Consider the following 25,816-nt stretch of genomic DNA (forward strand, 5'->3'; position numbering starts at 1 on the left):
CGGTGCTGTCTGTGCCCCCGCCGGGGCCGGTCGACCGCCGGGGGCGCGCCGCCCCGCCCGCGCCCCCCCCCCCCCCGACGGTCAGCGCTCCGCTAGCGAGCGGATCACACCTCCAGGTCCCCCTCGATGCCCTTGAGGCGGTGCCGGGCTAGCGCGAGGTTCGCCCGGCCCCGGTCCAGGGCGAGGTAGAGGAACAGGCCTTGGGACTTACGGCCGGTCATCGGTCGGATGATGTGGTATTGGCCCGACAACGTGATGAGGATGTCCTCGATGGCCTCGTTGAGCCCCAACTGCTCCATGGTGCGCAGCTTGGCGCGCACCACCTCGGTGTTGCCCGCGGCGGCGACCTGGAGGTCCAGGGCCTTGGAGCTGCCGAGCATCCCGAGCGCCATGCCGCTGTCGTAGTCGACGACGGCGGCTCCGATCGCGCCGTCGATCGTCATCATCTCTTTCAGCGCCAGATCCATGTTGGACATATCTGTTCCTTTCGATCGATGTTGGTTGCCTAGTCTTTTCCAGGGGCCGTCAGCTGGTCGGCGATCCGGCGCGCCACCGGGCGCGACTCCAGATGGAGCCGGCCGACGTTCACCTCAGGGCCCGCCAGCACGGTCAGCGAGGCCCAGCTCGCCGCGTAGACCACCACGTACCCGCCGGTGCCGCGCACCACGACGTCATGGAACCCGCCATCGTGCGCGGTGGTGGCCATCCGGTGCGACAGCGCCAGCTGCGAAGCGGCCAGCGCGGCCATGCCGGAGGGCTCGATGTGCGCGGGCAGATCGTGGGCGATGAGCAGCCCGTCGATGGATGCCACCAGCGTGCCGGTCAGGTGCGGGATGCGATCGTGCATTGCCTTCAGCTCTGCCAGCACCACCGCGTTCGGTTCGGGTCCGGACACCGCCACCTTGGTCAACCTTCCCATCAGTGCGTGACCGAGCAGTTTCCTCCGCGCGGTCACTCGAGCTCCGCCAAAGCTGCCCGCAGACGGAGGAGCAGGGCCTCATCAACTGGCTCCCATTTCGGTTCGGAAGCCGGCTCGGCCCGCCGCGTCCGGCGTCGAGGTAGCGGCTCGGACTCGGCGACTTCGCGAGCGGCCGCCACCGGCTCGGCTGTCTCGGCCGGAGTGGGTGCCGCGACGGCCGGCTCGATCAGCCCTGCCACGGTCAGGTCCCGCACTGCCTTCAGACAGCCATAAGTGGTGCGGCCGAGCTCGCGTGCGATCCCGGTGATGCTGCGCCGGGTGTCAGCGGCGGCCAGCACCTCGGCCTGGCCGCCGGTGAGCACTACGCGCCGTCGCCGCACGCGGCGGACCGGCACGACGGGGGCACGGTCGACCAACGTCGCAGGCCACGGCCCAGACTCCGGATCGCCGCGCCGCGCGCACTCGTGAACGAGCGCGCGCGGCGTGATCTGGCAGACCGGGGCGAGCCAGTGCGGCGGCGCGGGCTGGAATTCGGGGACGGCGGGCGAGGCCAGCAGAAAGTAGGCGGCATCGAACACCGACAGCAAAACCAGAGTTTCCAGCCCTGGCCGTCCCAGCACATCGCCGGGATTTCCGTCTGCGGCCCGCCGCCAGTCCTCCGTGGTTGCCACACCCGCCTCCACGACAAGCCGGTCCAGCCCAGTCGTACGGCCGCAGTCGACGGATGCGATCGTGCCCTCGGTCAGATGAAACGCGCCGTCGCCCGCGCGCAACATGCCGGTACGCCTTTCCTTTTCGAGCCGTTGCAGTTCGATCGCGAGCTCAACGCTCATGACCGTCCTCAGTCAATTCGCGCAGAATTCCCCGGAGTTGGAACCGCGCCATCGCAAGATTCCCGGTGTCGTCGTCGAGCACAACGTGCATGAAAAGCCGACCGTCGAAGTCGCCGTTCACCAGATTCAACAGGTGATATGCGCGGGTTCCGCAGACGATGATCTCGGTGACGTCGTCACCGTCGCGGCCGGTCGCCAACGCTGTGCAGCCGAGCACCTCGCGGACCACATCGGTGGTGGTGGCGGCGGCCTCATGCTGGTCCACCAGATCGTGCCGACCTGCCGCGGCGATCGCCAGACCACTCGCTCCGTCCACCAACGTCACGCTGCGCGCACCGGGAATCTCCATGACACGTTGCAGACAGCCGTCGATATCGGTCACCGTGCTCTGGCCTGCCTGCCTGTCGTGGGATGATTTCAGCAAACCAGACGCTACACACCGTGCCTACCGGTGTACAGAAAAAACCGGAAAATCGTACTAAAAAATGCATCTCCCCTGCGGCAGGCGGAGATTGGGGCCGGAGCCGCTGGACAAGAACTGCTGGCCGTTGTCGGAACGGACCTGCGATACGACGCCGGATGCGATGCAGTACCTGATGGCACGGACACGGCAGCCGCACACGGATAACCCCGTTACCCTGCAAGCGAATCCAGCAACTCATCCGCATGCGCCAGCTCACTATCCACCGCGGCCTGGTTTTGAGATCGGCACCGGAACTCGAGCCCGACACGCCGACCCGAACAGAGTCCTACTAGCTAGTGTGTCGGTCCCAAATAGTGTGTCGGGCCCAAATTTCGGGACCGACACACTACGGCCTGCTACCCACCAACGATCAGGACTGGGGCGAGGAGTACCCGCACCCTCGAGGTCGTCAGGGATCTCGATCAATGACCCCGGAAGTCGTTGATGGTCACTCGTCCGGTACCTCGACTTCGTCGTGCTCCATATCGGCCAGCTGGCTGCGGGTGTTGAGGAGTTCGGTGGCTACCTCGCTCGACGGGTCCTTTTCGGCCAGTTCTTCCAGCTCCGTGAGTAGTTCGCGCATCGTCGCCAGCCATGGCCGGTCGGGTTCCGAACCGCTGCCGTAGAGCTGTAGCCAGGCCGCCGAGCGCAGGCATTTGGCTCGGGGGGCGATGCGACCGAGGCTGCCCCACAGGTGCGCGGCGCGCAGGAAGGCGGCGACCGCCTGTTCGTCCTCGCCGCAGTAGTCCAGCACCGAGGCTGCCGACCAGGCCAGCTCGGCTTCGAGTTCGACGCGGTCGGGATCATTGTGGACCAGCCGGGCGCCCTCGACGAATTGCTGTGCGGCATCACGGAATCGGTTGAGCTTGCGCAGTGATTCGCCGTATTGGCGGCGCACGAGCGCCATTTCGGCTGGGGGATAGGGCATCTCGCCGGCCGCGAGTGGCTGTTCGAACAGTGCGGCCGCCTCACCGTGCCGTCCGGCCCGGTGCAGCGCACGCGCGGCGACGAAGGTGAGGTGTATCGCGTCCGCGGGCGAGATCGGTTCCCAGCGGGCCGCGGCAGTGAGTGCCGCGTCGGCGAGTTCGTATTCGCGGCCCCGCTGCCCGGACAGCGCCATGACCAGTTGGGAGCTCAGTCGCGCGAGGTGTTCGGCGGGTAGTGCGGTCGCGCCGATCGAGAGTGCTCGGCGCAGATACTGTTCGGCGTCCTGTGGATAGTCCACCAGTCGTACCGCGGCCAGTTCGGCCAGCTGTCGTGCGTCCTCGGCTTGCTCCTCGGAACTCGCGGTGACAGCCGGTGCCACGGCGGCGACCTGGCGCGGCAAGGTGTTGCGCACACCGAGCGGAAGGTGCTCGACCAACTGCCGCTGCGCGAGGCGGGCCGCGATCCGATCGCTGACTACGGAATTGCCATTGCGGGCGTCGTAACGTGCGGCGAGCTCGCCGATTTCGACGCTGAGGTCGGCGTGCACCGAATCGACTGTGCCCGCGCCGATTTCGAGCGCGCCGAGATCCAGCTCCGTCAGCCGCCGCAACAGCACACCGACACCCGATATGAAGGCGAGCCGAATCGCGGCGTCCGCTCCCGCATCGGTCAGCCACGCCGTATGTTCGGACAGGATCTCCAGACCGCGCGCTTCGTTCCCGGTCAATGCGCAGAATTCGATGTGCTCACCCACCGAGCGACGCAGATCCGGAATATGGCGTACCAGGGGATAACCCGTCAAATGCGCACTGCGCGCTTCGGCGATGCGACCGGTGCGCATCATCGGCAGCAAGGCGTGCCCGAGCACCCGGTGCGGTTCCTCGGCGCAGCTGCGCGTTCCATCGATGACCGGGTACCAGCACTCGAGTGCGGCCGCGAAGTCACCGGCCTGCGCATAGTTGGTGCCCCACTGGTTGCGTTCACAGGCATCGCAGTCGGACATGCTGTCGCGCGCTGCCGCGCGGGCCGCGTCGAGCAGATCCGCGGCCGCGTCGTGGTCACCGAGTTCGCGGGCCAGGTCCGAGCGCAGCGCGAGCACCGGACGAGCACTGTATCCCCGCTGCCGATAGCGACTTTCGAGTTCGTCGAGCCAGCGGTAGGTGGTGCGCAGCGGTACGGCGGGATTGTCGATCAGGCCCCAGGTCAGCCATTTCAGATACCAGTGCACCGAATGCGTCATCCCGCCGAGTTCGGCGGGGAAGTCGTCGTAGATCCGCAGCAGCCGGCCATAGGCGACCGGAGCCAGATCTCGTTCGCCCGCATACGCATACGCCTTGGCCAGCTCCAAAAGGACACTGCCCTCCAGTGCCCGGTCCGGACCCGACTTCGCCGCGGCGGCAAGGGTTTCCAGGCGCTCGGTGCGGGCGCGCCCGTGCGGCAGCGAACGGCTCTGCGCCAGCGCCGCCTGGATCTCGGAGGTCTCCATCTCAGGCCTCCTCCGCGGTCTCGCCCGCCGCGTGCCCGGTCGCCCAGGTGAGGAATTCGCCGAACGCGCGATTGAGCAGCGCGGTATCGGCCGGTCGCAGCGGCCGGTGTGTCATCAGTAACGCCTGGCCATAGAGGGATTCGATGGCCGTCTTCAGGAAGGCGGGATCACCGATGTGGCTCAGCCTGCGCACCACCGGACTGTGGTGGTTCAACACCAGCTGCGCGCGGGGTGCGCTCGCTTCCAGTGCGCCGAGGATTTCGGTCCAGAGTTCGTCGGCGCCGACAGTGGTCTCGACCCGGGTTCGTTCATTGCGCGCGCCGCGACTGTCCAGATGCAGGGCGGGCACCGAAACCGGGTGGAACGCACGCAGAATCACATCGCAGGACAGCGGATCCAGGGCCGTGCGGGCGGCGGCGAGCACCGGGGCCAGCGCCAGTTCGTCTTGCGGATCCACCAGGTCGAGGGCGTTGGTGACGGCGGCCGCGTCCAGTTCGGTGACCGTGACATCGGGCAGTATCGCGGGCAGCAGGGCGACGAGTTCGGCATCGTAGGTGTAGCCGCCGTTGACTACCCCGATGCCCTGTGCGGCCGCGATGGCGGCCACCTGACGGAACTCCTCCACCGTTGCCGTCACCCGCACCGCGGGATGGTTGCGGGCGAATTCGGTCAGCGGGACCCGGCCATCGGTCGTCTCGAACAGCAAGTGCGGCACCATGATCCGCAGCATGTCCGGGGAGTGCCTGGCCATTGCCTTGACGCCGAGCGCGTGCACGGACAGAAACGCGGCCAGCCGCTCGGGCTGTTCGGCGGCGATTTCGGTGAGCCAGTCGCGAATTCGATCCCCGAGGGTGTCGCGGATGATGGCGAGGCGTTCGTCTTCGTAGAGTCCCTCGCGCGAGGCGGTCGGGCGCAAGCTGTCGGTATCGATCACACAGCGCACGAAGAAGGCCCAGTCCGGCAGCAGTCCGCGCACCGCATCACCGAGCAGCATGCCCTTGAGATAGACCCGGTGTGCGCTGGGATCGGCCGGATTGCCCGGCTGCGACAGTACAAAGGCGACGCCGCTGACTCCGGCCGGTTCGGCATCGAGGTCGATCACATCCAGCGGGGTGAATCCGAGTGTGCGCTCGCCGTATTCGAACAGTGCCGCCCGTCGCTGCGCCGGGGACGCATAGCTGCGCCGCCACACCGGCGGTCCATCCGTCGCGCGCAGTCCGACGCCGTTCGCCTCGACCGTCACCTCGTAGGGCAGCAGCGAACCGTATTCACGGACCAGGTCGAGCACCCGTCCGGGGGTGAACCATGCCTGCGCACCGGCTCGTGGCGTGAGATGCACTGTGGTGCCGGGTTCTCGACGGTCCCCGGGATCGAGTCGACGCAGTGCATAGGTGCCGTCGGCGGCGGCCAGCCATTCGACGGGCGCGGCGGTCGGATCGACGGCCGAACGGGTGACCACTCGGATGGTTTCGGCGACAGTGAAGCAGGCCAGCAGCCCGATGCCGAACTGCCCGAGGAACTCTCGGCGCGCGCCCTCGATATCGTCGCGCTTGGACGAATGCCCGATGGTGGCGAGGAACCGATGCACATCCGCCTCGGTCAGACCGATGCCCGGATCAGTTATCCGCAATCCGGATTCGTCGATGACCAGGCGAATCGCGGTGGGCGCCAAGGCATCGAGCTGGGCACGCGCAGTGACGGCATCGACCGCGTTCTGCAACAGCTCCCGGATGTACACCCGAGGACTGGAATACAAGTGATGCGATAGGAGATCGACGATGCCACGCAGATCGACCTGAAACGAATAATTCCCATCACCAATGCGGTCCGACCCCGACCGTGCACCACCGGGTGCGCTGTTCACCATGGACCGAATCCTGGTGTGCGCCGCCAACAGTTCTCTTAACGAACGCTGATGGTGTTAACAGCCCGGACGCTTCGACTTTGGGAGTTTGCTGACAATCGCGTCGTAGGACTGATCGACGAGTTCACGCAGTTCGCCATCGGACACCGCACCGCCGAGCTGTATGACATTCCAGCCGTAGCGGCCGATGTAGGCCGATGGCGAGACGTCGTCCGGGTAGATCCGCACCAGCTCGTCGGCCTCCTCCCGATTGCCCCCGCACTTGAGCCCGACCGAAGTCGATCCAAGGAAGGCAAATATCTTGTCGCCGACCTTGGCGACGATATCGCCCTCCCACGGCTCGTCTTGCCAGGCACCGGGTTTCGCCAAGCAGTACTTCAGCAGCCGCGCGTCATGCACTGTCGCGCCTACACCGGCAGCAGCCGGGACACTACCGCGGTCAGCTGCTTGGCCGAGCGGCATTCGTGCATCTCGATCACGTCGCGGTACCTATCGGCGGCGGAATCGCCTGAGCCCCAATTGCTTTCCTTCTCCGGATTGAGCCAATGCGCATGTTTGGCGGTCTGCACCAGTTGGCGCAGCGTATCCAGTTGCGGGTCGCGGTAGTTGGTGCGGGCATCGCCGAGGATCAGCAGTGAACTGCGGGCGGTGACGGCATCGGGCCAGTTCGTGGCGAAGCCGGTGAGCGCATGGCCGTAGTCGGAGTGTCCGTCCAGGCCGACCACTTTGCCCTCGGTGAAGATGCGTGCCATGGCCTTGTCCAGCTGGGTGTTCGGATCGAAGAACCGGGTCACCTCATCGGTGCGGTCCACGAACGCGAAAATGCGCACCCGGGAAAACTGTTCGCGCAGTGCGTTGACGAGCAACAGCGTGAAGTTGCTGAATCCGGCCACCGAACCGGACACATCGCAGAGCAGGACCAACTCGGGACGACCCGGGCGTGGTTTGCGATTCACCAGGTCGATGGGCACACCGCCGGTGGACATGGATTTGCGCAGCGTTTTGCGCAGATCGATCTCGCCACGGCGCGCATGCCTGCGCCGCACGGCCAGTCGGGACGCCAGTATCCGGGCCAGGCGCTGGGTGCTGCGCCGCATCTCCGCGAGCTCGGTTTCCGAGGCACGCAGGAAATCGACATCCTCTGCCTGCCGCGCGACGGCATAGCCGGCGACGCGTTCGCGGCCGATATTCTCGGCCACCCGCCGGTGGGTTTCCGCCTCCACGATGGCGCGGAATCCGGCAATGCGCGCCCGGCCGGTCCGGCGGGCGACCTCGGCGTCGAATTCGCTGGTGTCCGGTCCGGCGCCCAGGCCCTGCAGAATCCTGGCCAGCAGGATTTCCGGCTGCACCTCCCGCAGGGTGCGGTACGCCGAGAAGGAGGGACCGCGCGAGGACTCGTACTGACCGAGCTGTTCGACCAACTGCGCGGCGATCATTTCCAGCTGCTGTGCCGAATCTTCGCGGCTCAGCAGCGTTGCGAGCAATCCGCGCAGCGCGGGCATGTCGATCTCACCGTTGGGCGTGCGTGGCAGCTCGATGTCATCCGGTGTGCCGCTGCGCGCGCCGAGCGCGGCCGGGAACCACAGGTCGAACAGGCCGTCGAAGGTGCTGCGGTGGGTGGTACGGCGCAGCAGTGCGCAGGCCAGACCCTCGCGCAACACCTCGCGGTCCATCAGATCCAGCACCGACACCACCCGGCCCGCGTCCACGGTCTCGGAGGGACCCACCGCGATGCCGCGCGCCCGCAACGCCTCGACGAAACCGACGAGATGCCCCGAAAGCCCGTGCGGCGCATTGAGTGTTGGTGTCGCGGGCACCGATCCGGCCGCCATGGTCAGGCCAGCTTCAGCTCGGCCAGCGCGCGCTGGTGGTCGGCCTGATGTTTGAGCACGACACCCAGGGTGGCGCGCACGGTGGTGTCATCGAGATCCTGCATGCCGAGCGCGAGCAGGGTGCGTCCCCAGTCGATCGACTCGGCGACACTCGGCAGCTTCTTGAGCTGCATACCGCGCAGCACGTGCACGATCCGCACCAGCTGGGCGGCGACCGCGGCGGACAGTTCCGGCACCCGACTGGCCAGGATGCGGCGCTCGAGTTCCTCGTCCGGGAAGTCCAGGTGCAGGTAGAGGCAGCGGCGCTTGAGCGCCTCGGACAGTTCGCGGGTGGCATTGGAGGTCAGCACCACGAACGGCTTGCGGCTGGCGGTTATCGTGCCGAGCTCGGGCACGGTGACCGCGAAATCGCTGAGCACCTCGAGCAGCAGACCCTCGATCTCGACATCGGCCTTATCGGTTTCGTCGATGAGCAGCACGGTCGGATCGGCGCGCCGGATGGCGGTCAGCAGCGGCCGGGAGAGCAGGAATTCCTCGGTGAAGACATCGGCCTTGGTCTCTTCCCAGTCGTTTTCGCTGGACGCCTGGATGCGCAGAATCTGCTTGGCGTGGTTCCACTCGTAGAGCGCGCGGGCCTCGTCGACGCCCTCGTAGCACTGCAGGCGCACCAGTTCCGCGCCGGCGGTCTGCGCCACCGCCCTGGCCAGTTCGGTCTTGCCGACACCGGCCGGACCCTCGATGAGCAGCGGCTTGCCGAGCCGGTCGGCAAGGAATACCGACGTCGCGGTCGCCTTATCGGCCAGGTATCCGGTCGTGGCCAGCCGTTCGATCACATCGTCGACCGATGTGAAGATCGGCTCCTGCACTGCGCTTTCGGTAGCCACCTTGCGTCCTTCCCTCGAAAACCCACCCTTCACGCTACGGGAGGGTCCGAAGCAGGCGCTCAGCGGTTCTTACACTGCACGAAATCTAGACCGGACGGATCTGGCCGTCACCCCAGACGATCCACTTGGTCGAGGTCAGTTCCGGCAGCGCCATCGGACCGCGGGCGTGCAGCTTCTGGGTGGAAATGCCGATCTCGGCGCCGAAGCCGAACTGCTCACCGTCGGTGAAGGCGGTGGAGGCGTTGACCATGACGGCGGCGGCGTCCACGCGGCTGGTGAATTCCCGGGCCGCGGCCAGGTCGCCGGTGACGATGGCCTCGGTGTGGCCGGTGCCCCAGGTATTGATGTGCTCAACGGCCGCGTCCAGGTTCTCGACCACCTTGAGCGCAATGTCGAGGGTGAGGTATTCCTCGCCCCAGTCCTGATCGTTGGCGGGCACCAGGCCGGGCAGGTCGCCGTGCACGGTGACGCCGTGCCGTTCGAGGGCCTCGAGCAGCCGGGGCACGGCCGTGGTGGCGATCGCATCGTCGATGAGCACCGTCTCGGCCGCGTTGCACACGCTGGGACGGCGGGTCTTGGCATTGATGAGGATCTGCTCGGCCATCTCCAGATCGGCGGCCGCATGCACGTAGACGTGGCAGTTGCCGGTACCGGTCTCGATGGTCGGCACCTGCGCGTCGCGGACAACGGCGTTGATCAGCCCGGCGCCGCCGCGCGGAATCACCACATCGACCAGGCCGCGGGCCTGGATCAGGTGGGTCACGCTGGACCGGTCGTGGCTGGGCAGCAGCTGCACCGCATCGGCCGGGATGCCCTGTGCGACAAGCGCTTCCCGCAGCACCTCGACCAGCGCGGCATTGGACTGCGCGGCCGAGGAGGAACCGCGCAGCAGTGCGGCATTCCCGGATTTGAGCGCCAGCCCGAACGCATCGACGGTGACATTCGGCCGGGCCTCGTAGACCATGCCGACCACACCGAGCGGCACCCGGACCTGACGGATCTCCAGCCCGTTGGGCAGGGTCGACCCGCGCACGACCACGCCGATCGGATCGGGCAGCCCGGCGACCTGGCGCAATCCCGAGGCGATGCCGTCGATGCGGGCCTTGGTCAGCCGCAGCCGATCCAGCAGCGACTCCTCGGTGCCCGCCGCCTGTGCCGTCGCGATGTCCTCGGCATTGGCCGCGAGCACGGTATCGGCCGCCGCGAGCAACGCATCGGCGGCCGCGTGCAGCGCCTCGTTCTTCTGCGCCGTGGTCAGCTGTGCGAGCGCACGTGCGGCGACCCGAGCCTTGCGTGCGGCGTCGTGCACCGTCTCGCGGATATCCTGCCCGGTGGTCGTTCCTGCCGTCATAGGTGACAGCCTACTGACCGGCTGAAGTGGCCTCAGCACCCATTCCCGCACGGCATCCGGGGGGAACCCGCAGAATCGAGAGAACAATGGGCGCTGAGTGACCGTGCCCGTACGACCAGGTGGGCCGATCGCAGTCAACGACCTCATTCCGACACGTAATGGACTGAGGTCGTTACCATTTCAGCCCGGGGCCCCGCTGCCGACGCGCTCGCTGTCTTCCGATGGAGCGTCAAGTGCCGCCAACAGCCCGCGCTTCTTGTACTTGGGTCGAAGCACCCGTCCGGCCATGTCGGCCGGTGACAACCAGGAAATGACAGCGCCGTGTTCCTGGTTCGTGAGCAGCCGCGGAACGAGGTCTGCCGCGATGGTCTCGGGTAGATCAGCAAAAGCCGAGTAGAGACCGCGTCTGCGGGGCGAGACCCTCCGGTACTGCTCGGCCAGCATGTCGCTGACCACGATCCCGGGGATGATGGTGCCGACGCGGACCGGGCCGCCCGCGACCTCTTTGACGACGGACCGGGTGAAATAGCGAATCGCCTGCTTGGTGGCACCGTAGATCGCCATGCCGTTGCGCTTCATGCCGTTACTTCCGAAACCCTCGGTGTTGAAGATCTGACCGGCTGTCTGCTGCTTCTGCATTCCGGCAAGCGCGACGATGCAGCCATTCATGGTGCCGGTGAGATTCGCCGCCACGACGTCGGCTATCTCCGTCGCCGTCAGTTCGACCAGAGGCACGGGGTGTCCGCCGATTCCGGCATTGTTGATCCACAGGTCGACGCGGCCGAACGCGGCTGTGGCGGCCTCGAACAAGCCCTCGACGTCCGCGAGGCAGCCGACGTCGGCCGCGACCCCCATGACCCTTGCGTTCGGGTGTGTCGAGCGCAGCTTCTCGATGCATTCGCCGACCGAACTCTCGGTTCGCCCCGACACCACAACCGCGCAGCCCGCCTCGAGAAACGCATCAGCCAAAGCGAATCCAAGACCGCGGGTACTTCCGGTGACAACGACGCAATGCTTGTCCATGCGCGCTCCTCTCGAGTCAGATGCGTTCCGGGCCGACAGACCCAATAGTGGTGGTTTACCACCATTTTAATGACCCTATGTCTATCACAGTGAAATATGGTGGTCAACCACCACCAATTATCGGAGACCGCTACGGTGAGAAACATGAGTCAGCAGCCAACCGGCGCCGAGAACCCCAGCAACGCCGAACTGGTCCAAGCCCTTCAGCAGGCGGTGGGGCTTGTGCGTGCCCACTTCGCCGCAGCCACAGCCCAGGCGGGCGTGACGCCGGTGCAAGCGAAGGTGCTGCGTGAACTCTCCGACCCCCGCACCCTCAAGGATCTGTCGGCACGATTGGGCGCCGACCTGTCCAACACCTCGGGAACCGTCGACCGTCTGGAGTCTCAGGGCCTACTTCGCAAGCAGCCGCACCAAACCGATCGGCGAGCACGTCTGCTCACCTTGACCGCCACTGGCAAGCGCATACGGCAAACCCTGGAAGACCTCGCCTTCAGCAACGTGCCCCCACTCGATGTACTCAGCCCACGCCAGCGTCACGACCTGAACACGCTGCTCCGACTGATCACCTCGACACAGACCACACCTGCAGATACCGAATCACCGTAGCGAACGATCCCCCGCAGCCCGCCCCATCAGCTCGCGCTACGTAAGCGAACCACATCGAACCCGGGCGAACCGGCTTCATCGGAAGATGATGACAAAGCCGACACCGCAACAGCGTTCGACGATCGCGGAAGTTTCCTCATTCGTGGTGTGTCCGCTCACTGATGCCATCGATCTCGTTCAGGATCTGTCGCAGGAAGAGCCGGGGTGGCAGGCCAGGTGCCTCGGGGCCAGCTAGCAGGGTTTCCACGACCGGCCCGATCGCGGGAGCGCTGTCCACGGCCATCCGGACGAGACCGAGTTCGGCGCACCGAGAAAGGGCCGGAGTCAACCAGGCGATCGCCTGGTCGGTGCGTCCGGCGACGGAAAGGCAACCGCCATAGAGCAACTGAGTCTGCAGAAGAGCGCGGGGGCGAGGTTGGGTGCGGATTTCGGCGACGATCTGTTCGGCGGCGGCAGCGGCGCGCTCGGCGGCGGCCGGTGACTGTTGGGCGAGTAGGAGACGAATGGCCGACTCGTGGGTGAGTTCGGCGGTGACCGCGAGTGGGTGGTTCGGTTGCCGCTGGTACGTGGGCAGGTGCTCGAGCATGTGCCGGTCTTCGTCGGTGATCGGCAGACCGAGTCGTACCCGCTCGTTCAAAACGCGGGCGGTCAGCCGTGGCAGGGCGATGCGCTCCGCGACCGTTTGCCCCTCGTCCAACCGTCGTCGTGCGGCCTCGACGTCGCCGCGCACTGCCGCCAGCCTGGCATCGGTCCCGTAGGTGGCGACCAGGAATTCCACGGCGCCGGTCTCGATTCCGTGACTGGATGCCAGCAGCTGGGCGGCTTCGGCGTATTTCCCTTTCTGATAAAGCAATTCGCCGAGCAGGCCGCTGGCAAGCCGGGTCGCGTGGGAATGGCTGCCGGAATTCCGCGCGAGGGCAAACGCGGAGCAGAACAGCTCCTCGGCTCCGGCGATGTCGAGTTGTTCGGCAGCGGCTTGGCCGGCGATGCACGCGCCGTACACCACGCCGGCCAGGCCTTTGATGCGGGTCCGGTAGGGCTCGGCCCATGCGTGCCAGCGGCGGGCGCCCGCGAAGTCGAAACGATAGTAGGCGGCCGCTTCCGCGGTGGTAGCCGCGACGCTGGCGAGGAACGGGTTTACCGGCTGCTGCAGCCATGCCACGGCGGCATCCGGGAAATCCTTGAACCGGTCTGTCACAAGGTATTCCGCGGTTCGCGTCACATCAGCCTGGATGCGCAGCTCCGCGGTTCCGGTATCGTCCGGTGCGGCGGTTGCCAGTGCCGCGTCCACCCGATCCAGCGCGGTTCGGGAGGCGGCAGGGCGTTGGAGGGAGATATTGGCCCAGGCCACCGACAGTTGCAGCCGTGGATCGGCAACGGTGATCTCGCCGGGCAGCTTCTTCACCAGCCCTAGGAAAGTGGCCATGCGGGAATCTTCGATCAGCGTGTCGGCGTGTTCTTGTACCAGCTGTTTCGCCTGCTCGGCAGCGCCGGCCGCGAGTGCGTGATCGACGGCTTCGGTGAGCCTTTCGTGCTCGGCGAACCAGGTCGACGCGGTCAGATGGAGCTGTTCGAGCAATCCGGGATGCTGGCGGACCATTCTGCGGCGCAAGAAGTCCGCGAAGAGCGCGTGATAGCGGAACCACCGCAGCTCGTCATCCACGCCGCGCAGGAACAGGTCTCGGCGCCGCACCTCCTCGAGCTGTTCCTGCCCGGACCGCACTCCGGTCAGCGCCTCCGCGAGATCTCCACAGATGGTGTCGGTGACCGCGGTCCGCATGACGAAGTCGAGCATCGTCGGTTCGAGTTCGCCGACGACGTTTTCCATCAAGTATTCGCCGATGGCGTAGTGCTGCCCCGTGATCTGGTCCAGGTAGTCCCCGGGATCCTTCTTGCCGCGCAGTGACAGTGAGGCGAGCTGCAGCGCCGCCACCCAACCCTCCGTCGACTCGCGCAGCCGGTCGACGTCGGCGTCGGAAAGGTGCAATTTCTTCGCACCGACCAGGAAATCTGTCGTCTCCCCGGAATCGAAGCGCAGTGCGGTCTCGTCGATTTCCACCAGTTCGTCCTGAACGCTCATGCGCCCCAACGGAAGACCGGTGCGAGTGCGGCTGGTGACAATCCATCGCAGGTGGTGGGACCCGTTGTCGAGCAGGAACTCCATCGCGGCGAGGGTCGCCGGACTGTCCACCTGGTGCCAATCGTCGATCACGACGGCAATGGGCTCCGCACTGTCGTGGATCTCGTTGATCAGGGCCGTCATCACCTGCTGCGCCGCGCTGGCAGAATGCTCCTCGAGAATCTGCGTCAGTTCGATCGCCAGTGTCGGGCGAACCTGCCGAATCGCCTCGACCAAGTGGCTCAGGAACCACACGACATTGTTGTCGTCCTCCGCGATCACCAACCAGGCGGCCCGGACGCCGTCCGCTTCAAGGGCGTGCGCCCACTGTGCGGCCAGGCTGCTCTTGCCGAAACCGGCCGGGCCATGAATGAGGACCAGCCGTCTGGATTGTCCCTCCCGCAAGATCTCCAGCAACCGCGGGCGATCGACCAGCCGGCGCAGTGTCGTCGGTGGACGGAACCGGGTCGTCGGGGCCGATTGCGGCCGCAACGCGGTTGCGGCGGTCGACATCGTCCGCGAGATCGGCTGCCTGCCCGCGACGGAGACGGTTTCGACGGGTTCGTCGTGCTCCGGGGCAGGCATCGTGTCCACCGGCAGCCCGCAGGAGAACTGCACGGTGCGGAACCGCTCGCCGAATTCCCGGGCGGTGGCCGGCCGGTCGGCGGGTTCGATGGCCATGGCGGCCTCCAGGACGGCGCACACCATTGCCGGTACACCGGCGGATCGCAGATCGGGGACGGGTTCGGAGGTGATGCGCACGAACTGCGCCATCATCGACTCGCCCGCCTGGCGCTCGAACGCGGCGTGGCCGGTGAGCGCCGCGAACAGCGTCGCGCCGAGCCCGTAGATATCGGAGCGAACCGTCGGAGGTTCGCCACGTATTACCTCCGGAGCCATGTAGGCCGGGGTCCCCGCGACGACGCCGGCCGCTGTCTCGAACGCACCGCCGACGCGTGCGATACCGAAGTCCGCCAGCTGCGGTTCACCGTAGTCGCTGATCAACACGTTCGCGGGATTGACGTCGCGATGGACGACGCCGCAGGCGTGCGCGGTCGCCAGCGCGCCCGCCAGCTTCACACCAACGGCAAGTACCTCCTGCCACGACAACGGTCCGTCCGCGCGAATCCGGGCGTCGAGTGAACCCCTGGGGTGGAACGGCATCACGATGAACGGCCGTCCGGTCGGGGTGACGTCGGTCGTCAGCACCTGGACGATGTTCGGGTGGGTCGAGAATTTCCCCAGCGCACGTTGTTCGCGCCGGAAGCGGGTCCGGTCCTCATCGTCGACCGTGGAGCCGAGAACCTTGACCGCCACGTCCCGATCGAGCGCGGAGTCGGTGCATCGGTACACGACGCCGAATGCGCCGCGGCCGATTTCTCGAGCATCAGCCAACCCGGCCGCAGCCAGATCCGCTGCGATGCCGAAAGTCAGGTCGCGTTGCGTCCCCTCAGCATTGCCTTCGGACACCGACCGCTCAACCGATCATCAGCGCAGACTTCCCCGAAATTCGCGCGTTCGCGGCGGCCTGCCACCCCGACCGTCTCATGTACTTACCTCTCGAGGCGAAAACCAGCTGGTCCCGACAGGTCGATCATAAGCCGCGACACGGGAGCAGCGTGCCGGCCATCGAATCGGCCGGACAACTGCGGCGCGACGAGGTGGGCCGAGTCCCATCCGTATCCGCTCGCCGAAATGGCGCTCGTGCGCCGCCAATACGGCGAATCACTGCGCAAGCTCAACCGATTCCGTGCTGCCGCAAAGCAATTCGTCGAGGGTGCCCGGCTGGTCCACAACGATCCCGACCGCGTCGAACTCGAAGCCGAGCTGGCCTGGTCGGCGACCTCGGTGCTGGACCACTCCGGCGACGATCCTGCCGTCGTCGCCTTCCTCCGCGGCGCCCATCTCTGCGCTCGGGATGCCGAGCGCCCGGCGACAGGAACGGCTGTTCGAACAGCGATGTGGATTCCGAACAGCTTCGACTCCGCGCACGTCACCAATGTCGACACCGGCAGGGCGATCACCCTGTCCGATCTGTTCACCGATCCAGCAGGGCCTGAATGTGCTCTCGACGCAGGCGCAAACCCTGGTCGAGCAGAACCCGAGAGCGACCGGCTACAGCAAGAGCGAACTCACCCCCGTGGCCGAGCACTTCCAGACCTGGATCGCCACGCCCGAGGGCATGAAGATCTATCTCGGTCAAATCGCCTCGCACGCCGCGGGCAATATCGATGTCACCGTGCCGTGGACCGCGCTGGACGGCGTGCTGAAGCCGGGGCTGCGCGCGGTGGTCGGCAGCTGACGCCCTCGGCACGGCTCGCGGTGGTAGCTTCTCGGGCACGCATGCGAGCCATACGGGGAGGCGAAATGAAGAAGACCGCTGCCGCTGTCTTGATCAGCGTCCTGTTCGCCGTGCTCACGGCCTGTGGGGCCAGCGATCGGGCCGACTCGTCGGCGGCGCCGGCGTTCACCGCGACCTCGGTTCGGCTCGCGGGCCCCTGGTACTCCGTCGACCTGCCGCAGGTGGCGGGTGGCACCGACGATGCGCGAACCGATTTCAATGAGGGCATGCGCGCCGAGGTCGATCCGTTCCTGCGGGCCGCGGCGGAGAAGCAGCAGGTGAAGGGGTTCAACAGCGAGGTCGCCCATATCGGCGGCCATGTGCTCAGCGGCGTGCTCGGCATCGAGGTCAGCGACGGCCATCTGCATCCGACCACCTTCAAGCGCACCCATGTGACGAATATCGACACCGGTAAGGCGCTGACCCTGCCCGATCTGTTCACCGATGTGCAAAAGGGCCTCGATGTGCTGTCGGCGCAGGCGGCGGTGCAGATTCCGAAGACGCGGGTCGGCCCGAACTCCTACGACAAGGAGCGCATCGAGCCGACGGTGGAGAACTTCAAGGACTGGCTGGCCATGCCCGACGGTCTGCGCGTCTACCTCGGGGAGATCGCATCGCATGCGCTCGGCTATATCGACATCACGATTCCATGGTCCGAACTCGACGCGACGCTGAAGCCGGGTCTGCGGGCAGTTGTCAGCAGTTGACGGTCCAACCCCGGGGCGGACCGAACCGACCGGTTAAGCTCGGCACTCATGCAGGAGAACGGTCGGCGCCGACGCAAGCTGGGCGTGATGGGTGGCACTTTCGACCCCATCCACCACGGCCACCTCGTCGCCGCCAGTGAGGTCGCGAACCGGTTCGACCTCGACGAAGTGATCTTCGTCCCAACCGGACAGCCGTGGCAGAAGGCCGATAAACAGGTCAGCCCGGCCGAGGATCGCTACCTGATGACCGTCATCGCGACCGCGTCGAACCCCCGATTCACGGTCAGCCGGGCCGATATCGACCGGGGCAAGGTCACCTACACCGTCGATACCCTGCGCGAGATGCGTGCCAAGCATCCCGACGCCGAGCTGTACTTCATCACCGGAGCTGACGCACTCGCCAACATCCTGACGTGGCAGGATTGGGCGGAGTTGTTCGAACTGGCGAAATTCGTCGGAGTGAGCCGACCGGGGTATGAGCTGAACACCGATCATCTCGAGGCGCATCTGCGTGATCTGCCAGTCGACGCGGTGACCATGATCGAGATCCCGGCGTTGGCGATCTCATCGAGTGAATGCCGTCGCCGCGCCGCCGAGAACCGGCCGGTGTGGTACCTCGTGCCCGACGGCGTCGTGCAGTACATATCGAAGCGGCATCTATATGTGCCGGTAGTAGTGGAAGGTAATTAATTGAGCGCATCGGTCGAGTCGGTGGAGATGGCGCAGGTCGCCGCGCGCGCGGCGGACGAGAAGCTGGCCTCCGACGTCGTGGTGCTCGACGTGTCCGAGCAGTTGGTGATCACCGACTGCTTCGTGATCGCCTCCGCGCCGAATGAGCGTCAGGTCAATGCCATCGTCGACAACGTCGAGGAGAAATTGCGCGAGGCGGGGCATAAGCCGGTCCGGCGCGAGGGCACTCGCGAGGGCCGCTGGGCGCTGCTGGACTACGTCGACGTCGTGGTGCACATCCAGCACAATGACGAGCGCAATTTCTATGCGCTGGAACGGCTCTGGAAGGACTGCCCGGTGGTGCCGGTGGCGGGGATCACGGCCGGAAGCGAGGTATTCGGGCACGCGGAAGACGCCGCGGCGGTGAACAGCGAAACGGGGACGTCCGCGAGTGAGTAAGTATGCCGGGGTCCGCACGCTGATCCTGTTGCGGCACGGGCAGACCGAATGGAATGCCGCCGATCGAATGCAGGGTCAGATCGACACCGATCTCACCGAACTCGGCCGCCGCCAGGCGAAAGAGGCCGCGCGCGAACTGGTTTCGCGCAATGCGATCGCCATCGTGTCCTCCGATCTGCGGCGCGCCTTCGATACCGCATCGGCGCTGGCCGATCACACCGATCTGCCCGTGGTCCCGGATGCGCGGCTGCGCGAAACCGATCTCGGCGACTGGGAGGGGCTGACCCACCTGGAGGTCGATGCCGACTATCCGGGTGCGCGGGTGGCCTGGCGGTTGGACGCGGCCTACACCCCGCCGAACGGCGAGAGCAAGCTCGAGGTCGGCGCGCGTTCGCTGCCCGTCGTTCGGGAATTATTCGCCGATCGGCAGGATTGGCCGGGCCGGACTATCATCCTGGTGGCGCACGGCGGGCTGATCGCCGCCCTCACGGCCGCGCTGCTCGACCTGCCGCCGCGGAACTGGCCTGCCCTTGGGGGGCTGGCCAACACCAGTTGGGTGCAGCTGAGCAGTCACGGTCCGAGCATTGATCAGCCCGGTTGGCGCCTGGATGTGTGGAACGCAGCGGCGAAGGTGGCCCCGGATGTCCTCTGAAGAACCGATCCGGCAGGTACCGGACGAACTGTTCCGTCGGGTTTCGGCGAAGCCCGAGCGGGCGATCCCGGATGCGCTATTCGGACCTCCCCCGGTGAAGCAGGTCGAGCCGGAGGTATCGGCCGAGTCGGCGACGTCGGAGTCCGAAGATGATGAACCGGTTGCCGCCGAGTCCGGTGAAGACAGCGACGAGCCGGCCGCGCCTGCGGCCGAGTCCGGTAACGGAGCCGAGCCAGCCGAACCAGCGAGCGAACCGCCAGAAGGTGTTGCGGCAGTATCCAATGCAACCGAGTCCGCGACTCCGACTGTCGGTGCAGCCGCACCGACCGCCGAGTCCGTGACCGATGCCGCGATGACAACCCCGGCGGACGAGTCTGTTTCCGCCGCAGCGGATGCCACGGCTCCCGAAGTTGTTGGCGTCGGATCCGTGCTGGCTCCGGCCGATTCCGATGGATCAGCTGTCGATGACGAGGTTTCGGCCGCCGCGGTGGCCTCGACCGATGAGCCGCAGCCGACGGATCGGCCGGTGCTGCTGGTGATCGCGGATTCACTGTCCTACTTCGGTCCGAAGGGCGGCCTACCCGCGGACCATCCGAGGATCTGGCCCAATCTGGTTGGCGCCGAACTCGATTGGGATGTCGAGCTGATCGGCCGGATCGGCTGGACCTGCCGCGACGCGTACTGGGCGCTGATCGGCGATCCCCGGGTGTGGGCCGCGGTGCCGCGCGCGGGTGCGGTGGTTTTCGCGGTCGGCGGGATGGATACGTTGCCCTCGCCGCTGCCGACCGCGCTGCGCGAGTTGATCCGGTATGTGCGACCGCCCGCGCTGCGCCGCGGCGTCCGCGCCACCTACAACTGGCTGCAGCCGAAGCTGTCGAAACTCGGTCGCCCGGTGGCCTTGCCGCCGAAGGTCAGCGTGGATTACCTGGAGCAGTCGCGGGAGGCGCTGGCACAGCTGCGTCCCGATCTGCCCGTGGTCGCGGTGCTGCCGTCGGTGCACGACTGCGCCGCCTACGGACGCGTGCACAGCGGCCGCGAGCCTGCGGTGCAGGCACTGCGCGCCTGGTCGGCGCGGACCTCGGTGCCGCTGGTCGATCTCGCGGAAGCGGTGCGCGACAATATCTTCTCCGGCGAGGCGAATCCGGATGGCATCCACTGGGGCTGGGATGGGCATACGGCCGTCGCAAACTCGATGGTGAAGACCCTGCAGGAGGTTCGGTAGTTGGCCGTAGTGGTCGTCACCGATTCATCCGCCAGCCTGCCCGTCGAACTCGTCGATGAGTTGGACATCGCCGTAGTACCGCTGCATGTTCTGGTCGGCGACCGCGCCATTCGCGAAGGCGTCGACGCCATTGATATCGACTACGGCTCCGATACCGTGACGACGTCGGCGGCCTCACCCGGTGAGCTGCGTGCGGTCTACGAGCAGGCACTCGCCCGCAGCAACGGGGACGGTGTTGTCGCGGTACATCTTTCGCGCCAGCTATCCGGCACCTGGGAGGCCGGTCACCAGGCGGTGCGGGATATGGATGCCGCCGACCGGGTCCGGCTGGTCGATTCGCTCGGCGCGGGCCTGGCCACCGGGTTGCCGGTGCTGGCAGCCGCCCGCCGCGCACATAGCGGCGCGGCATTGGCCGACGTCTACGAGACCGCCGTCGGCGCGTCGAGCCGATCACGCACGTTCGTTCTGGTGAACCGCACCGAACAATTGCGCCGCGGCGGCCGATTGAGCAGCGCCGCAGCCTTTTTCGGCAGCGAACTGGTGAGCAAACCGCTGCTGCAGATCGTCGAGGGCCGACTGGAACTGCGCGAGAAGGTCCGCACCCGGTCCAAGGCCTACGCCAAACTCGTCGCGGCGGTGGTGGATGCGGCGGGTAAAGGCGGTGCGGCCGTCGCCGTCCAGCACCTCGGTGCCGAGGACGCCGCGAATACGGTCGCCGCTCAGCTGCGCGAGCTGGTTCCCGGCATCCATGAAATGATCGTCGCCGAATTCGGCCCCGCGCTCGGCGTGCACTTGGGTGTTGGTGCCGTCGGCGTGGTGGTCGTTCCCGGCGGCTTTGCCTGATTCGCCTTCCGAGAAGATGTGGCGACGGTCCAGCATGCGTGGGTGTGCCGCATCTTCCGGTCGAGTGGCCTGGTAGGCGTATTAATTTCTGGCTGATCGCAACCCCTTTGGTCGGCAGCGGAGGTGACTACCGTCGCGGCATGACCCGTTCCGCAACTCCGATCAATCCGCCGCTGACCGTCGAATCGCTCGAATGGGAGCATCTGGACGCGGTGGTCCGGCGCTGAACCGATCGCCATGCCGCGAACCACGATGTGCGGCGGGGCCGCGCGGCGGCCGCGCCCGACCCGACCGCTTCAGCGGGGTATCACGAAGTGCCGCAAGGGCTCTCGGCGATGTCGAGGCGGGTGGTCGACCTTCGATATCGAGGCGGTGCGCGACGGTGCTGATGCGGTGGGGAGCGGATGCCCGATCTGCGATAAGCACAGGGGCATCGGTGCGCTGGTCGGCCCGGTGATCTACGCGGATGACCTGGTACTGGTGACACACCGACCGCTCACCGAAGGTACGCCGGTACCCGGCTATCTCTTCGTGGAGACGCGGCGACACGCGCCGACATTATCGACCCTGACCGATGCCGAGGCACGGGCGGTGGGCTGGGCCGCCCGCCGCGCCGCGCACGCGTTGAATGTCGAGCTGGCACCGGAATTCGTATTCTCCGCGATTACCGGTCGCAGCGTCGCGCACTTCCATCAGCACGTCTTCGCCCGCCCGCACGGCACCCCGGAGTCGGTGCCGTGGACCAATGCCGATACGTGGCGGGACGCACCACACATCGATGCGAGCGCGCTCGGCGAACTCTGTGATCGCCTAGCGATCCACTTCGTCATCGAGCACTGACGACGCGGATCGGCCAGGCGCGGTCCGGAACTCGGCCAGGTGGACGCGATCCGGCTGGCCTCTCTCCGGACTCGGCCACAGGATGGTGCTGTGTCCGGCGACGAGTTCGGCTACGGAGGAGAGGAATTCGTCGATCGGCAGCGGTTCGAGGCGACGTCCGTCCCGAAGCCGCACCGCGATACGGTCATTGGCGACCTCCTTCGGACCGATGACAACCTGATACGGGACCAAACGGGCCTGGCGGATGCGCGCGCCGAGACTGCCGAGTTCGTGATCGGCGATCTCGGCGCGCAGCCCCAGCTCGAGACAGCGTCGGGCCAGCGCCTCGGCGTGCGGAACCTCGGCCGCCGAGACCGGCAGCAGCACCAGTTGGGTCGGGGCCAGCCAGGCCGGGAACGCACCGCCGTGCTCCTCGATCAGGTGCGCGACGGCCCGCTCGACGCTGCCGATAATGCTGCGGTGCACCATGACCGGGCGATGTTTGGCACCGTCGGCACCGATGTAGTGCAGGTCGAACTGCTCCGGTTGGTGGAAGTCGACCTGCACGGTGGACAGGGTGAATTCGCGACCGGCACTGTCGGTGAACTGGATATCGATCTTGGGACCGTAGAACGCGGCCTCATCCTCGGCCGGTTCGTAGGGCAGACCGGAGCGCTCGAGGACATCGGTGAGCATGGCGCAGGAACGCTGCCAAAGTTCGGGAGCCGCAACGTATTTCCCGCCAGAACCGGGCAATGAGAGCCGGTAGCGGGTGGGGATGATGCCCAGCGCCGCATGGGCCCGCCGGATCAGCTCCAGTGCGCCCGCGACCTCGTCGGCGACCTGGTCCACGGTACAGAAAATGTGCGCGTCATTGAGTTGGATTGCGCGAACCCTGGTGAGTCCGCCGAGTACACCGGAGAGCTCGGAGCGATACATGCCACCCAATTCGGCCATGCGCAAAGGCAATTCGCGGTAGCTGTGCGAGCGGGCACGGAACATCACCGCGTGGTGCGGGCACAGGCTCGGCCGCAGCACCACCTGCTCGCCGCCCAGCTCCATGGGTGGGAACATGTCATCGCGGTAATGCGACCAGTGCCCGGATATTTCGTAGAGCTCCCGCTTGCCGAGCAGCGGTGAGTACACGTGCCGGTATCCGGCCCGACGTTCCGCGCCGCGGATGTACTCCTCCAGGGTGTGGCGCACGGTTGCGCCGTCGGGCAGCCAATACGGCAGCCCGGACCCGATCAGTGGGTCGGTATCGAACAGGCCGAGTTCGCGGCCGAGTTTGCGATGGTCGTACATGGGGTCTCCTCGCGGACAGCGGGCGAGTGACCACAAGACGAAGCCCCGGGGCACTCGCCCCGGGGCTTCGATCAAGACAGCAATCAGCGCGCCGGGACAGTCTCCGGCGTCGTCGTCACAGCAGCGCGCTTCATGATCGCCACCGTAGCAGATCCGTGGTGGCGTGCTCGCGGATTCTCCTGTGCGCAATGGTGTCGGCGTGACCGAGATCGGCTAGCCGACCTGCTCCGCAAGGAAGTTCTCCCAGGTGAGCTTGCCGACCGTCGCACCGTCGATGGTCAGATTCGCCTTGGCGCGGTATGCGCGTCCGACCTTGCCGGGTACTCGAACCGGCAGGAATATCCGGCGCTTGCCCTCGGCCTGCAGATAGCCCCGGATCAGCTCGGCCATCGAGTACACCGTCGGCCCGACCAGATCGGGCACCCGCCCCGCCGGTGCGCCGCGCGTCAGCTCCACGAGCCGGGCCGCGACCTCCCGCGAGTCGACCGGCTGCCAATCGATACCGCCGGGAGCCGGGACGATCGGGCTCTTTGCCATGGCCCGCGCGGTCTTCAGCGCGAGGTCGTGGAACTGGGCCGCACGCAGAATGGTGAACGGCACACCCGATTCGACAATGGCCTGTTCGGCGGCGAATTTAGCCTTGAAGTAGCCGATCGGCAGCTTATCGGCACCGATCACGCCGATGTAGACAAGGTGTCGCACCCCGGCCTTTGCCGCGGCGTCGACCAGGTGCTGGGTCGCCACGTCATCGTCCTTGGGGCCGCCCGCCAGGTGCAGGATGACCTCCGCACCGTCGACCGCCGCCTCTATGCCCGTGCCCTGCACCAGGTCACCGGTCACGTATTCGATGCCGTCGGTCGATTCGTGGGCATTGCGGCTGAGCATCCGAATCTTGAAACCGGCATCGACCAGCAGCGGGGTGACATGGCGGCCCAGTGTGCCGGTGCCGCCGGTCAACAGGATGGTCGTCATGGTTCCTCCAAGCTCGGTGGGCCGATGTGCGCGGCCCCGTCGATAGGTCTTCGTAGGTATGACGGCGCCCAAGGGCATGGTGTGACAAGACCGGAGAACACGCAGGTACCGGACGGTGTGCGTGAACGAAGTGTCCGTGCCTACCTCTACGATTCCCCGGGTGACCGGATACGACGACCTCGATGCCTTCGAGCACCTCGACACCTCGACGCTGCCGCCGCGCCAGCAGCGGATTCTCGCCACGATTCGGGACTGGGTGCTGCGCTATGGGTACGCGCCGAACACCCGGGAAATCGGCGACGCCGTCGGGCTGCGCTCCTCGTCGTCGGTCTCCAAACATCTGAAGTCCTTGGAGGACAGGGGATTCCTGCGACGCAGCGAGACCATGTCGCGGCCGATCGACGTGCGCATGTTCCTGCAGGCGTCGGCGCCGCGGGAGCAGCGCGAGGATTCGGTGACGGTGCCGGTCGTCGGCGATATCGCGGCGGGCACGCCCATCCTCGCCGAGGAGCACACCGACGATTCGATGACTTTGCCGCGCGAACTCGTCGGGCGCGGAACGGTTTTCGGCCTGCGTGTGCGCGGCGATTCGATGATCGAGGCGGCGATCTGTGACGGCGATCTGGTGGTGATCCGCAAACAGCACGAGGCACATTCGGGTGACATCGTCGCCGCGATGATCGATGGTGAGGCGACGGTCAAGGTGTACCGCCGGCGCAACGGGCACGTCTATCTGGAGCCGCGCAATCCGGCCTATGACGTCATCGACGGTGATGAGGCCGTAGTGCTGGGGAAGGTGGTCTCGGTGATGCGCCGGGTGTGAGCTCGGCGACGCGGTGGCGGTTGCCGGAAAATCCGTTGTTCGAGCCAACGACCGGCTGTAGCGTCGCTTCGGTTTGTCCACCGATCAACCGAAGGAGTCGATGCCATATGAAAGCCGTCACCGAACGCGACATCAGGTCGTCGTTCATCAACTGTTCCAAGACGACCGCCAAGAAGTTGCCCATGCCCAGGGAACTGGACACGCAGCCATGGGATGACCTGGACTTCCTCGGCTGGAGCGATCCGTCGCTGCCCGGCCGCGGCTATCTCGTTGTGCCGCGCGACGATCGCCTCATCGGGGTCGCGCTGCGTTACGAGACGGGCGGATCCGGCCGGACCCAGATGTGCGCGATCTGCCTGACCACGCACACCGGCCAGGGCGTCTCGCTGATGACCGCGCACAAGGCGGGCGAATCCGGGCGTCGAGGCAATTCGATCGGTACCTATATGTGCACCGATCTTGCCTGCTCGCTCTACGCGCGCGGTAAGCGAACGCCCGCGCTCGGCAACCGGTACCGGGAGGATCTCATCACCGAGGAGACGAAGATCGAGCGGGTCCGCGACAATATGACCGCCTTCGTCACCAGGCTCTTCAGCTAGTCCGCCGCATCCGGCTGCAGCAACGAAACGGAGGTAGATGCCATGCGCCGACACTCAACAACCCGGGCACCGTCGCACCCCGAGTTCCGCGACACCGC

At 66.5% G+C, this 25,816-nt stretch carries 26 protein-coding genes; 11 read left to right on the forward strand and 15 right to left on the reverse strand.

The features are described from left to right. Nucleotides 1-104: 104 nt before the first annotated feature. The 11 genes from ACWEO2_RS29425 to ACWEO2_RS29475 all read right to left on the reverse strand — a co-directional run bounded on the left by ACWEO2_RS29425 (nucleotide 105) and on the right by ACWEO2_RS29475 (nucleotide 11,627). On the reverse strand, nucleotides 105-476 hold the full coding sequence (locus ACWEO2_RS29425; RefSeq protein ID WP_452408300.1) for a hypothetical protein: 372 nt from the start codon (nucleotides 474-476) through the stop codon (nucleotides 105-107). 29 nt (nucleotides 477-505) lie between these two features. Next, a complete protein-coding gene (locus ACWEO2_RS29430) occupies nucleotides 506-955 on the reverse strand; it encodes a roadblock/LC7 domain-containing protein (RefSeq protein ID WP_355184011.1) in 450 nt (149 codons plus the stop codon). Then, a complete protein-coding gene (locus tag ACWEO2_RS29435) occupies nucleotides 952-1,752 on the reverse strand; it encodes a hypothetical protein (protein ID WP_452408301.1) in 801 nt (266 codons plus the stop codon). The genes ACWEO2_RS29430 and ACWEO2_RS29435 overlap by 4 nt, the downstream gene beginning before the upstream one ends. After that, nucleotides 1,742-2,176, reverse strand: a complete 435-nt coding sequence (locus tag ACWEO2_RS29440; RefSeq protein WP_354960341.1) for a roadblock/LC7 domain-containing protein — start codon at nucleotides 2,174-2,176, stop codon at nucleotides 1,742-1,744. The genes ACWEO2_RS29435 and ACWEO2_RS29440 overlap by 11 nt, the downstream gene beginning before the upstream one ends. A gap of 487 nt (nucleotides 2,177-2,663) precedes the next feature. Next, the gene (locus tag ACWEO2_RS29445) at nucleotides 2,664-4,628 is read right to left on the reverse strand and encodes a hypothetical protein (protein WP_452408302.1); all 1,965 of its coding nucleotides are present in this window, start codon (nucleotides 4,626-4,628) and stop codon (nucleotides 2,664-2,666) included. Nucleotide 4,629: 1 nt separating this feature from the next. Next, the gene (locus ACWEO2_RS29450; protein ID WP_452408303.1) at nucleotides 4,630-6,495 is read right to left on the reverse strand and encodes an HSP90 family protein; all 1,866 of its coding nucleotides are present in this window, start codon (nucleotides 6,493-6,495) and stop codon (nucleotides 4,630-4,632) included. Between the two features lie 54 nt (nucleotides 6,496-6,549). Continuing rightward, on the reverse strand, nucleotides 6,550-6,891 hold the full coding sequence (locus tag ACWEO2_RS29455; protein ID WP_452408304.1) for an MmcQ/YjbR family DNA-binding protein: 342 nt from the start codon (nucleotides 6,889-6,891) through the stop codon (nucleotides 6,550-6,552). A gap of 8 nt (nucleotides 6,892-6,899) precedes the next feature. Further along, nucleotides 6,900-8,324 (reverse strand): vWA domain-containing protein, encoded by a 1,425-nt coding sequence (locus tag ACWEO2_RS29460; protein WP_452408305.1) that lies wholly within the window; start codon nucleotides 8,322-8,324, stop codon nucleotides 6,900-6,902. Between the two features lie 2 nt (nucleotides 8,325-8,326). Next, entirely contained in the window at nucleotides 8,327-9,208 is an 882-nt protein-coding gene (locus tag ACWEO2_RS29465) for an AAA family ATPase (RefSeq protein WP_354960336.1), read from the reverse strand. 85 nt (nucleotides 9,209-9,293) lie between these two features. Beyond that, on the reverse strand, nucleotides 9,294-10,559 hold the full coding sequence (locus ACWEO2_RS29470; protein ID WP_452408306.1) for a glutamate-5-semialdehyde dehydrogenase: 1,266 nt from the start codon (nucleotides 10,557-10,559) through the stop codon (nucleotides 9,294-9,296). A gap of 180 nt (nucleotides 10,560-10,739) precedes the next feature. Further along, the gene (locus ACWEO2_RS29475; protein ID WP_452408307.1) at nucleotides 10,740-11,627 is read right to left on the reverse strand and encodes an SDR family oxidoreductase; all 888 of its coding nucleotides are present in this window, start codon (nucleotides 11,625-11,627) and stop codon (nucleotides 10,740-10,742) included. A gap of 99 nt (nucleotides 11,628-11,726) precedes the next feature. Between ACWEO2_RS29475 and ACWEO2_RS29480 the strand changes: the two genes are divergently transcribed. Beyond that, complete coding sequence (locus ACWEO2_RS29480) at nucleotides 11,727-12,188, forward strand: MarR family winged helix-turn-helix transcriptional regulator (RefSeq protein WP_354960333.1); 462 nt, start codon at nucleotides 11,727-11,729, stop codon at nucleotides 12,186-12,188. A gap of 136 nt (nucleotides 12,189-12,324) precedes the next feature. On the opposite strand, the gene ACWEO2_RS29485 is transcribed toward ACWEO2_RS29480, so the two are convergent. Together ACWEO2_RS29485 and ACWEO2_RS29490 are read right to left on the reverse strand one after the other, a co-directional pair. After that, on the reverse strand, nucleotides 12,325-15,777 hold the full coding sequence (locus tag ACWEO2_RS29485; RefSeq protein WP_452408308.1) for a protein kinase domain-containing protein: 3,453 nt from the start codon (nucleotides 15,775-15,777) through the stop codon (nucleotides 12,325-12,327). Nucleotides 15,778-16,032: 255 nt separating this feature from the next. Continuing rightward, on the reverse strand, nucleotides 16,033-16,212 hold the full coding sequence (locus ACWEO2_RS29490; RefSeq protein ID WP_452408309.1) for a hypothetical protein: 180 nt from the start codon (nucleotides 16,210-16,212) through the stop codon (nucleotides 16,033-16,035). A gap of 157 nt (nucleotides 16,213-16,369) precedes the next feature. Between ACWEO2_RS29490 and ACWEO2_RS29495 the strand changes: the two genes are divergently transcribed. The 8 genes from ACWEO2_RS29495 to ACWEO2_RS29530 all read left to right on the forward strand — a co-directional run bounded on the left by ACWEO2_RS29495 (nucleotide 16,370) and on the right by ACWEO2_RS29530 (nucleotide 22,040). Then, entirely contained in the window at nucleotides 16,370-16,609 is a 240-nt protein-coding gene (locus ACWEO2_RS29495; RefSeq protein WP_452408310.1) for an RsiV family protein, read from the forward strand. A 65-nt stretch (nucleotides 16,610-16,674) separates the two neighbouring features. Next, nucleotides 16,675-17,355: an RsiV family protein gene (locus ACWEO2_RS29500; protein WP_452408311.1), complete on the forward strand. Its 681-nt coding sequence runs from the start codon at nucleotides 16,675-16,677 to the stop codon at nucleotides 17,353-17,355. Between the two features lie 48 nt (nucleotides 17,356-17,403). Further along, entirely contained in the window at nucleotides 17,404-18,045 is a 642-nt protein-coding gene (gene nadD / locus ACWEO2_RS29505) for a nicotinate-nucleotide adenylyltransferase (protein WP_452408312.1), read from the forward strand. Further along, entirely contained in the window at nucleotides 18,046-18,483 is a 438-nt protein-coding gene (gene rsfS, locus ACWEO2_RS29510; protein WP_354960328.1) for a ribosome silencing factor, read from the forward strand. After that, nucleotides 18,476-19,135 carry a histidine phosphatase family protein gene (locus ACWEO2_RS29515; protein ID WP_452408313.1) on the forward strand — a complete coding sequence of 220 codons (660 nt, stop codon included), beginning with the start codon at nucleotides 18,476-18,478 and terminating at the stop codon, nucleotides 19,133-19,135. Before rsfS ends, ACWEO2_RS29515 begins: the two co-directional genes overlap by 8 nt. A 487-nt stretch (nucleotides 19,136-19,622) precedes the next feature. Further along, on the forward strand, nucleotides 19,623-20,357 hold the full coding sequence (octT, locus tag ACWEO2_RS29520; RefSeq protein WP_452408416.1) for a diglucosylglycerate octanoyltransferase: 735 nt from the start codon (nucleotides 19,623-19,625) through the stop codon (nucleotides 20,355-20,357). Beyond that, the gene (locus ACWEO2_RS29525; RefSeq protein ID WP_452408314.1) at nucleotides 20,358-21,200 is read left to right on the forward strand and encodes a DegV family protein; all 843 of its coding nucleotides are present in this window, start codon (nucleotides 20,358-20,360) and stop codon (nucleotides 21,198-21,200) included. It abuts the gene before it with no gap. A gap of 393 nt (nucleotides 21,201-21,593) precedes the next feature. Further along, entirely contained in the window at nucleotides 21,594-22,040 is a 447-nt protein-coding gene (locus tag ACWEO2_RS29530) for an HIT family protein (RefSeq protein ID WP_452408315.1), read from the forward strand. On the opposite strand, the gene thrS is transcribed toward ACWEO2_RS29530, so the two are convergent. Continuing rightward, nucleotides 22,011-23,324 (reverse strand): threonine--tRNA ligase, encoded by a 1,314-nt coding sequence (gene thrS / locus ACWEO2_RS29535; RefSeq protein ID WP_452408316.1) that lies wholly within the window; start codon nucleotides 23,322-23,324, stop codon nucleotides 22,011-22,013. The genes ACWEO2_RS29530 and thrS overlap by 30 nt on opposite strands. A 213-nt stretch (nucleotides 23,325-23,537) precedes the next feature. Next, a complete protein-coding gene (locus ACWEO2_RS29540) occupies nucleotides 23,538-24,296 on the reverse strand; it encodes an SDR family oxidoreductase (protein ID WP_452408317.1) in 759 nt (252 codons plus the stop codon). 160 nt (nucleotides 24,297-24,456) lie between these two features. Between ACWEO2_RS29540 and lexA the strand changes: the two genes are divergently transcribed. Then, on the forward strand, nucleotides 24,457-25,119 hold the full coding sequence (lexA, locus tag ACWEO2_RS29545) for a transcriptional repressor LexA (protein ID WP_452408318.1): 663 nt from the start codon (nucleotides 24,457-24,459) through the stop codon (nucleotides 25,117-25,119). A gap of 107 nt (nucleotides 25,120-25,226) precedes the next feature. Continuing rightward, nucleotides 25,227-25,718 carry an FBP domain-containing protein gene (locus tag ACWEO2_RS29550; protein WP_452408319.1) on the forward strand — a complete coding sequence of 164 codons (492 nt, stop codon included), beginning with the start codon at nucleotides 25,227-25,229 and terminating at the stop codon, nucleotides 25,716-25,718. Nucleotides 25,719-25,816: the final 98 nt, after the last annotated feature.

The organism is Nocardia sp. NPDC004278 (assembly GCF_053602975.1).

Coding starts and splice junctions, on each gene's coding strand:
- ACWEO2_RS29425 (WP_452408300.1), bottom strand. CDS start 476: ATGTCCAACATGGATCTGGCGCTGAAAGAGATGATGACGATCGACGGC.
- ACWEO2_RS29435 (WP_452408301.1), bottom strand. CDS start 1,752: ATGAGCGTTGAGCTCGCGATCGAACTGCAACGGCTCGAAAAGGAAAGG.
- ACWEO2_RS29445 (WP_452408302.1), bottom strand. CDS start 4,628: ATGGAGACCTCCGAGATCCAGGCGGCGCTGGCGCAGAGCCGTTCGCTG.
- ACWEO2_RS29450 (WP_452408303.1), bottom strand. CDS start 6,495: ATGGTGAACAGCGCACCCGGTGGTGCACGGTCGGGGTCGGACCGCATT.
- ACWEO2_RS29460 (WP_452408305.1), bottom strand. CDS start 8,324: ATGGCGGCCGGATCGGTGCCCGCGACACCAACACTCAATGCGCCGCAC.
- ACWEO2_RS29470 (WP_452408306.1), bottom strand. CDS start 10,559: ATGACGGCAGGAACGACCACCGGGCAGGATATCCGCGAGACGGTGCAC.
- ACWEO2_RS29480 (WP_354960333.1), top strand. CDS start 11,727: ATGAGTCAGCAGCCAACCGGCGCCGAGAACCCCAGCAACGCCGAACTG.
- ACWEO2_RS29490 (WP_452408309.1), bottom strand. CDS start 16,212: ATGGGCGCCGCGGAGGAAGGCGACGACGGCAGGATCGTCGCCGGAGTG.
- ACWEO2_RS29500 (WP_452408311.1), top strand. CDS start 16,675: ATGAAGAAGACCGCTGCCGCTGTCTTGATCAGCGTCCTGTTCGCCGTG.
- nadD (WP_452408312.1), top strand. CDS start 17,404: ATGCAGGAGAACGGTCGGCGCCGACGCAAGCTGGGCGTGATGGGTGGC.
- thrS (WP_452408316.1), bottom strand. CDS start 23,324: ATGTACGACCATCGCAAACTCGGCCGCGAACTCGGCCTGTTCGATACC.
- ACWEO2_RS29540 (WP_452408317.1), bottom strand. CDS start 24,296: ATGACGACCATCCTGTTGACCGGCGGCACCGGCACACTGGGCCGCCAT.
- ACWEO2_RS29550 (WP_452408319.1), top strand. CDS start 25,227: ATGAAAGCCGTCACCGAACGCGACATCAGGTCGTCGTTCATCAACTGT.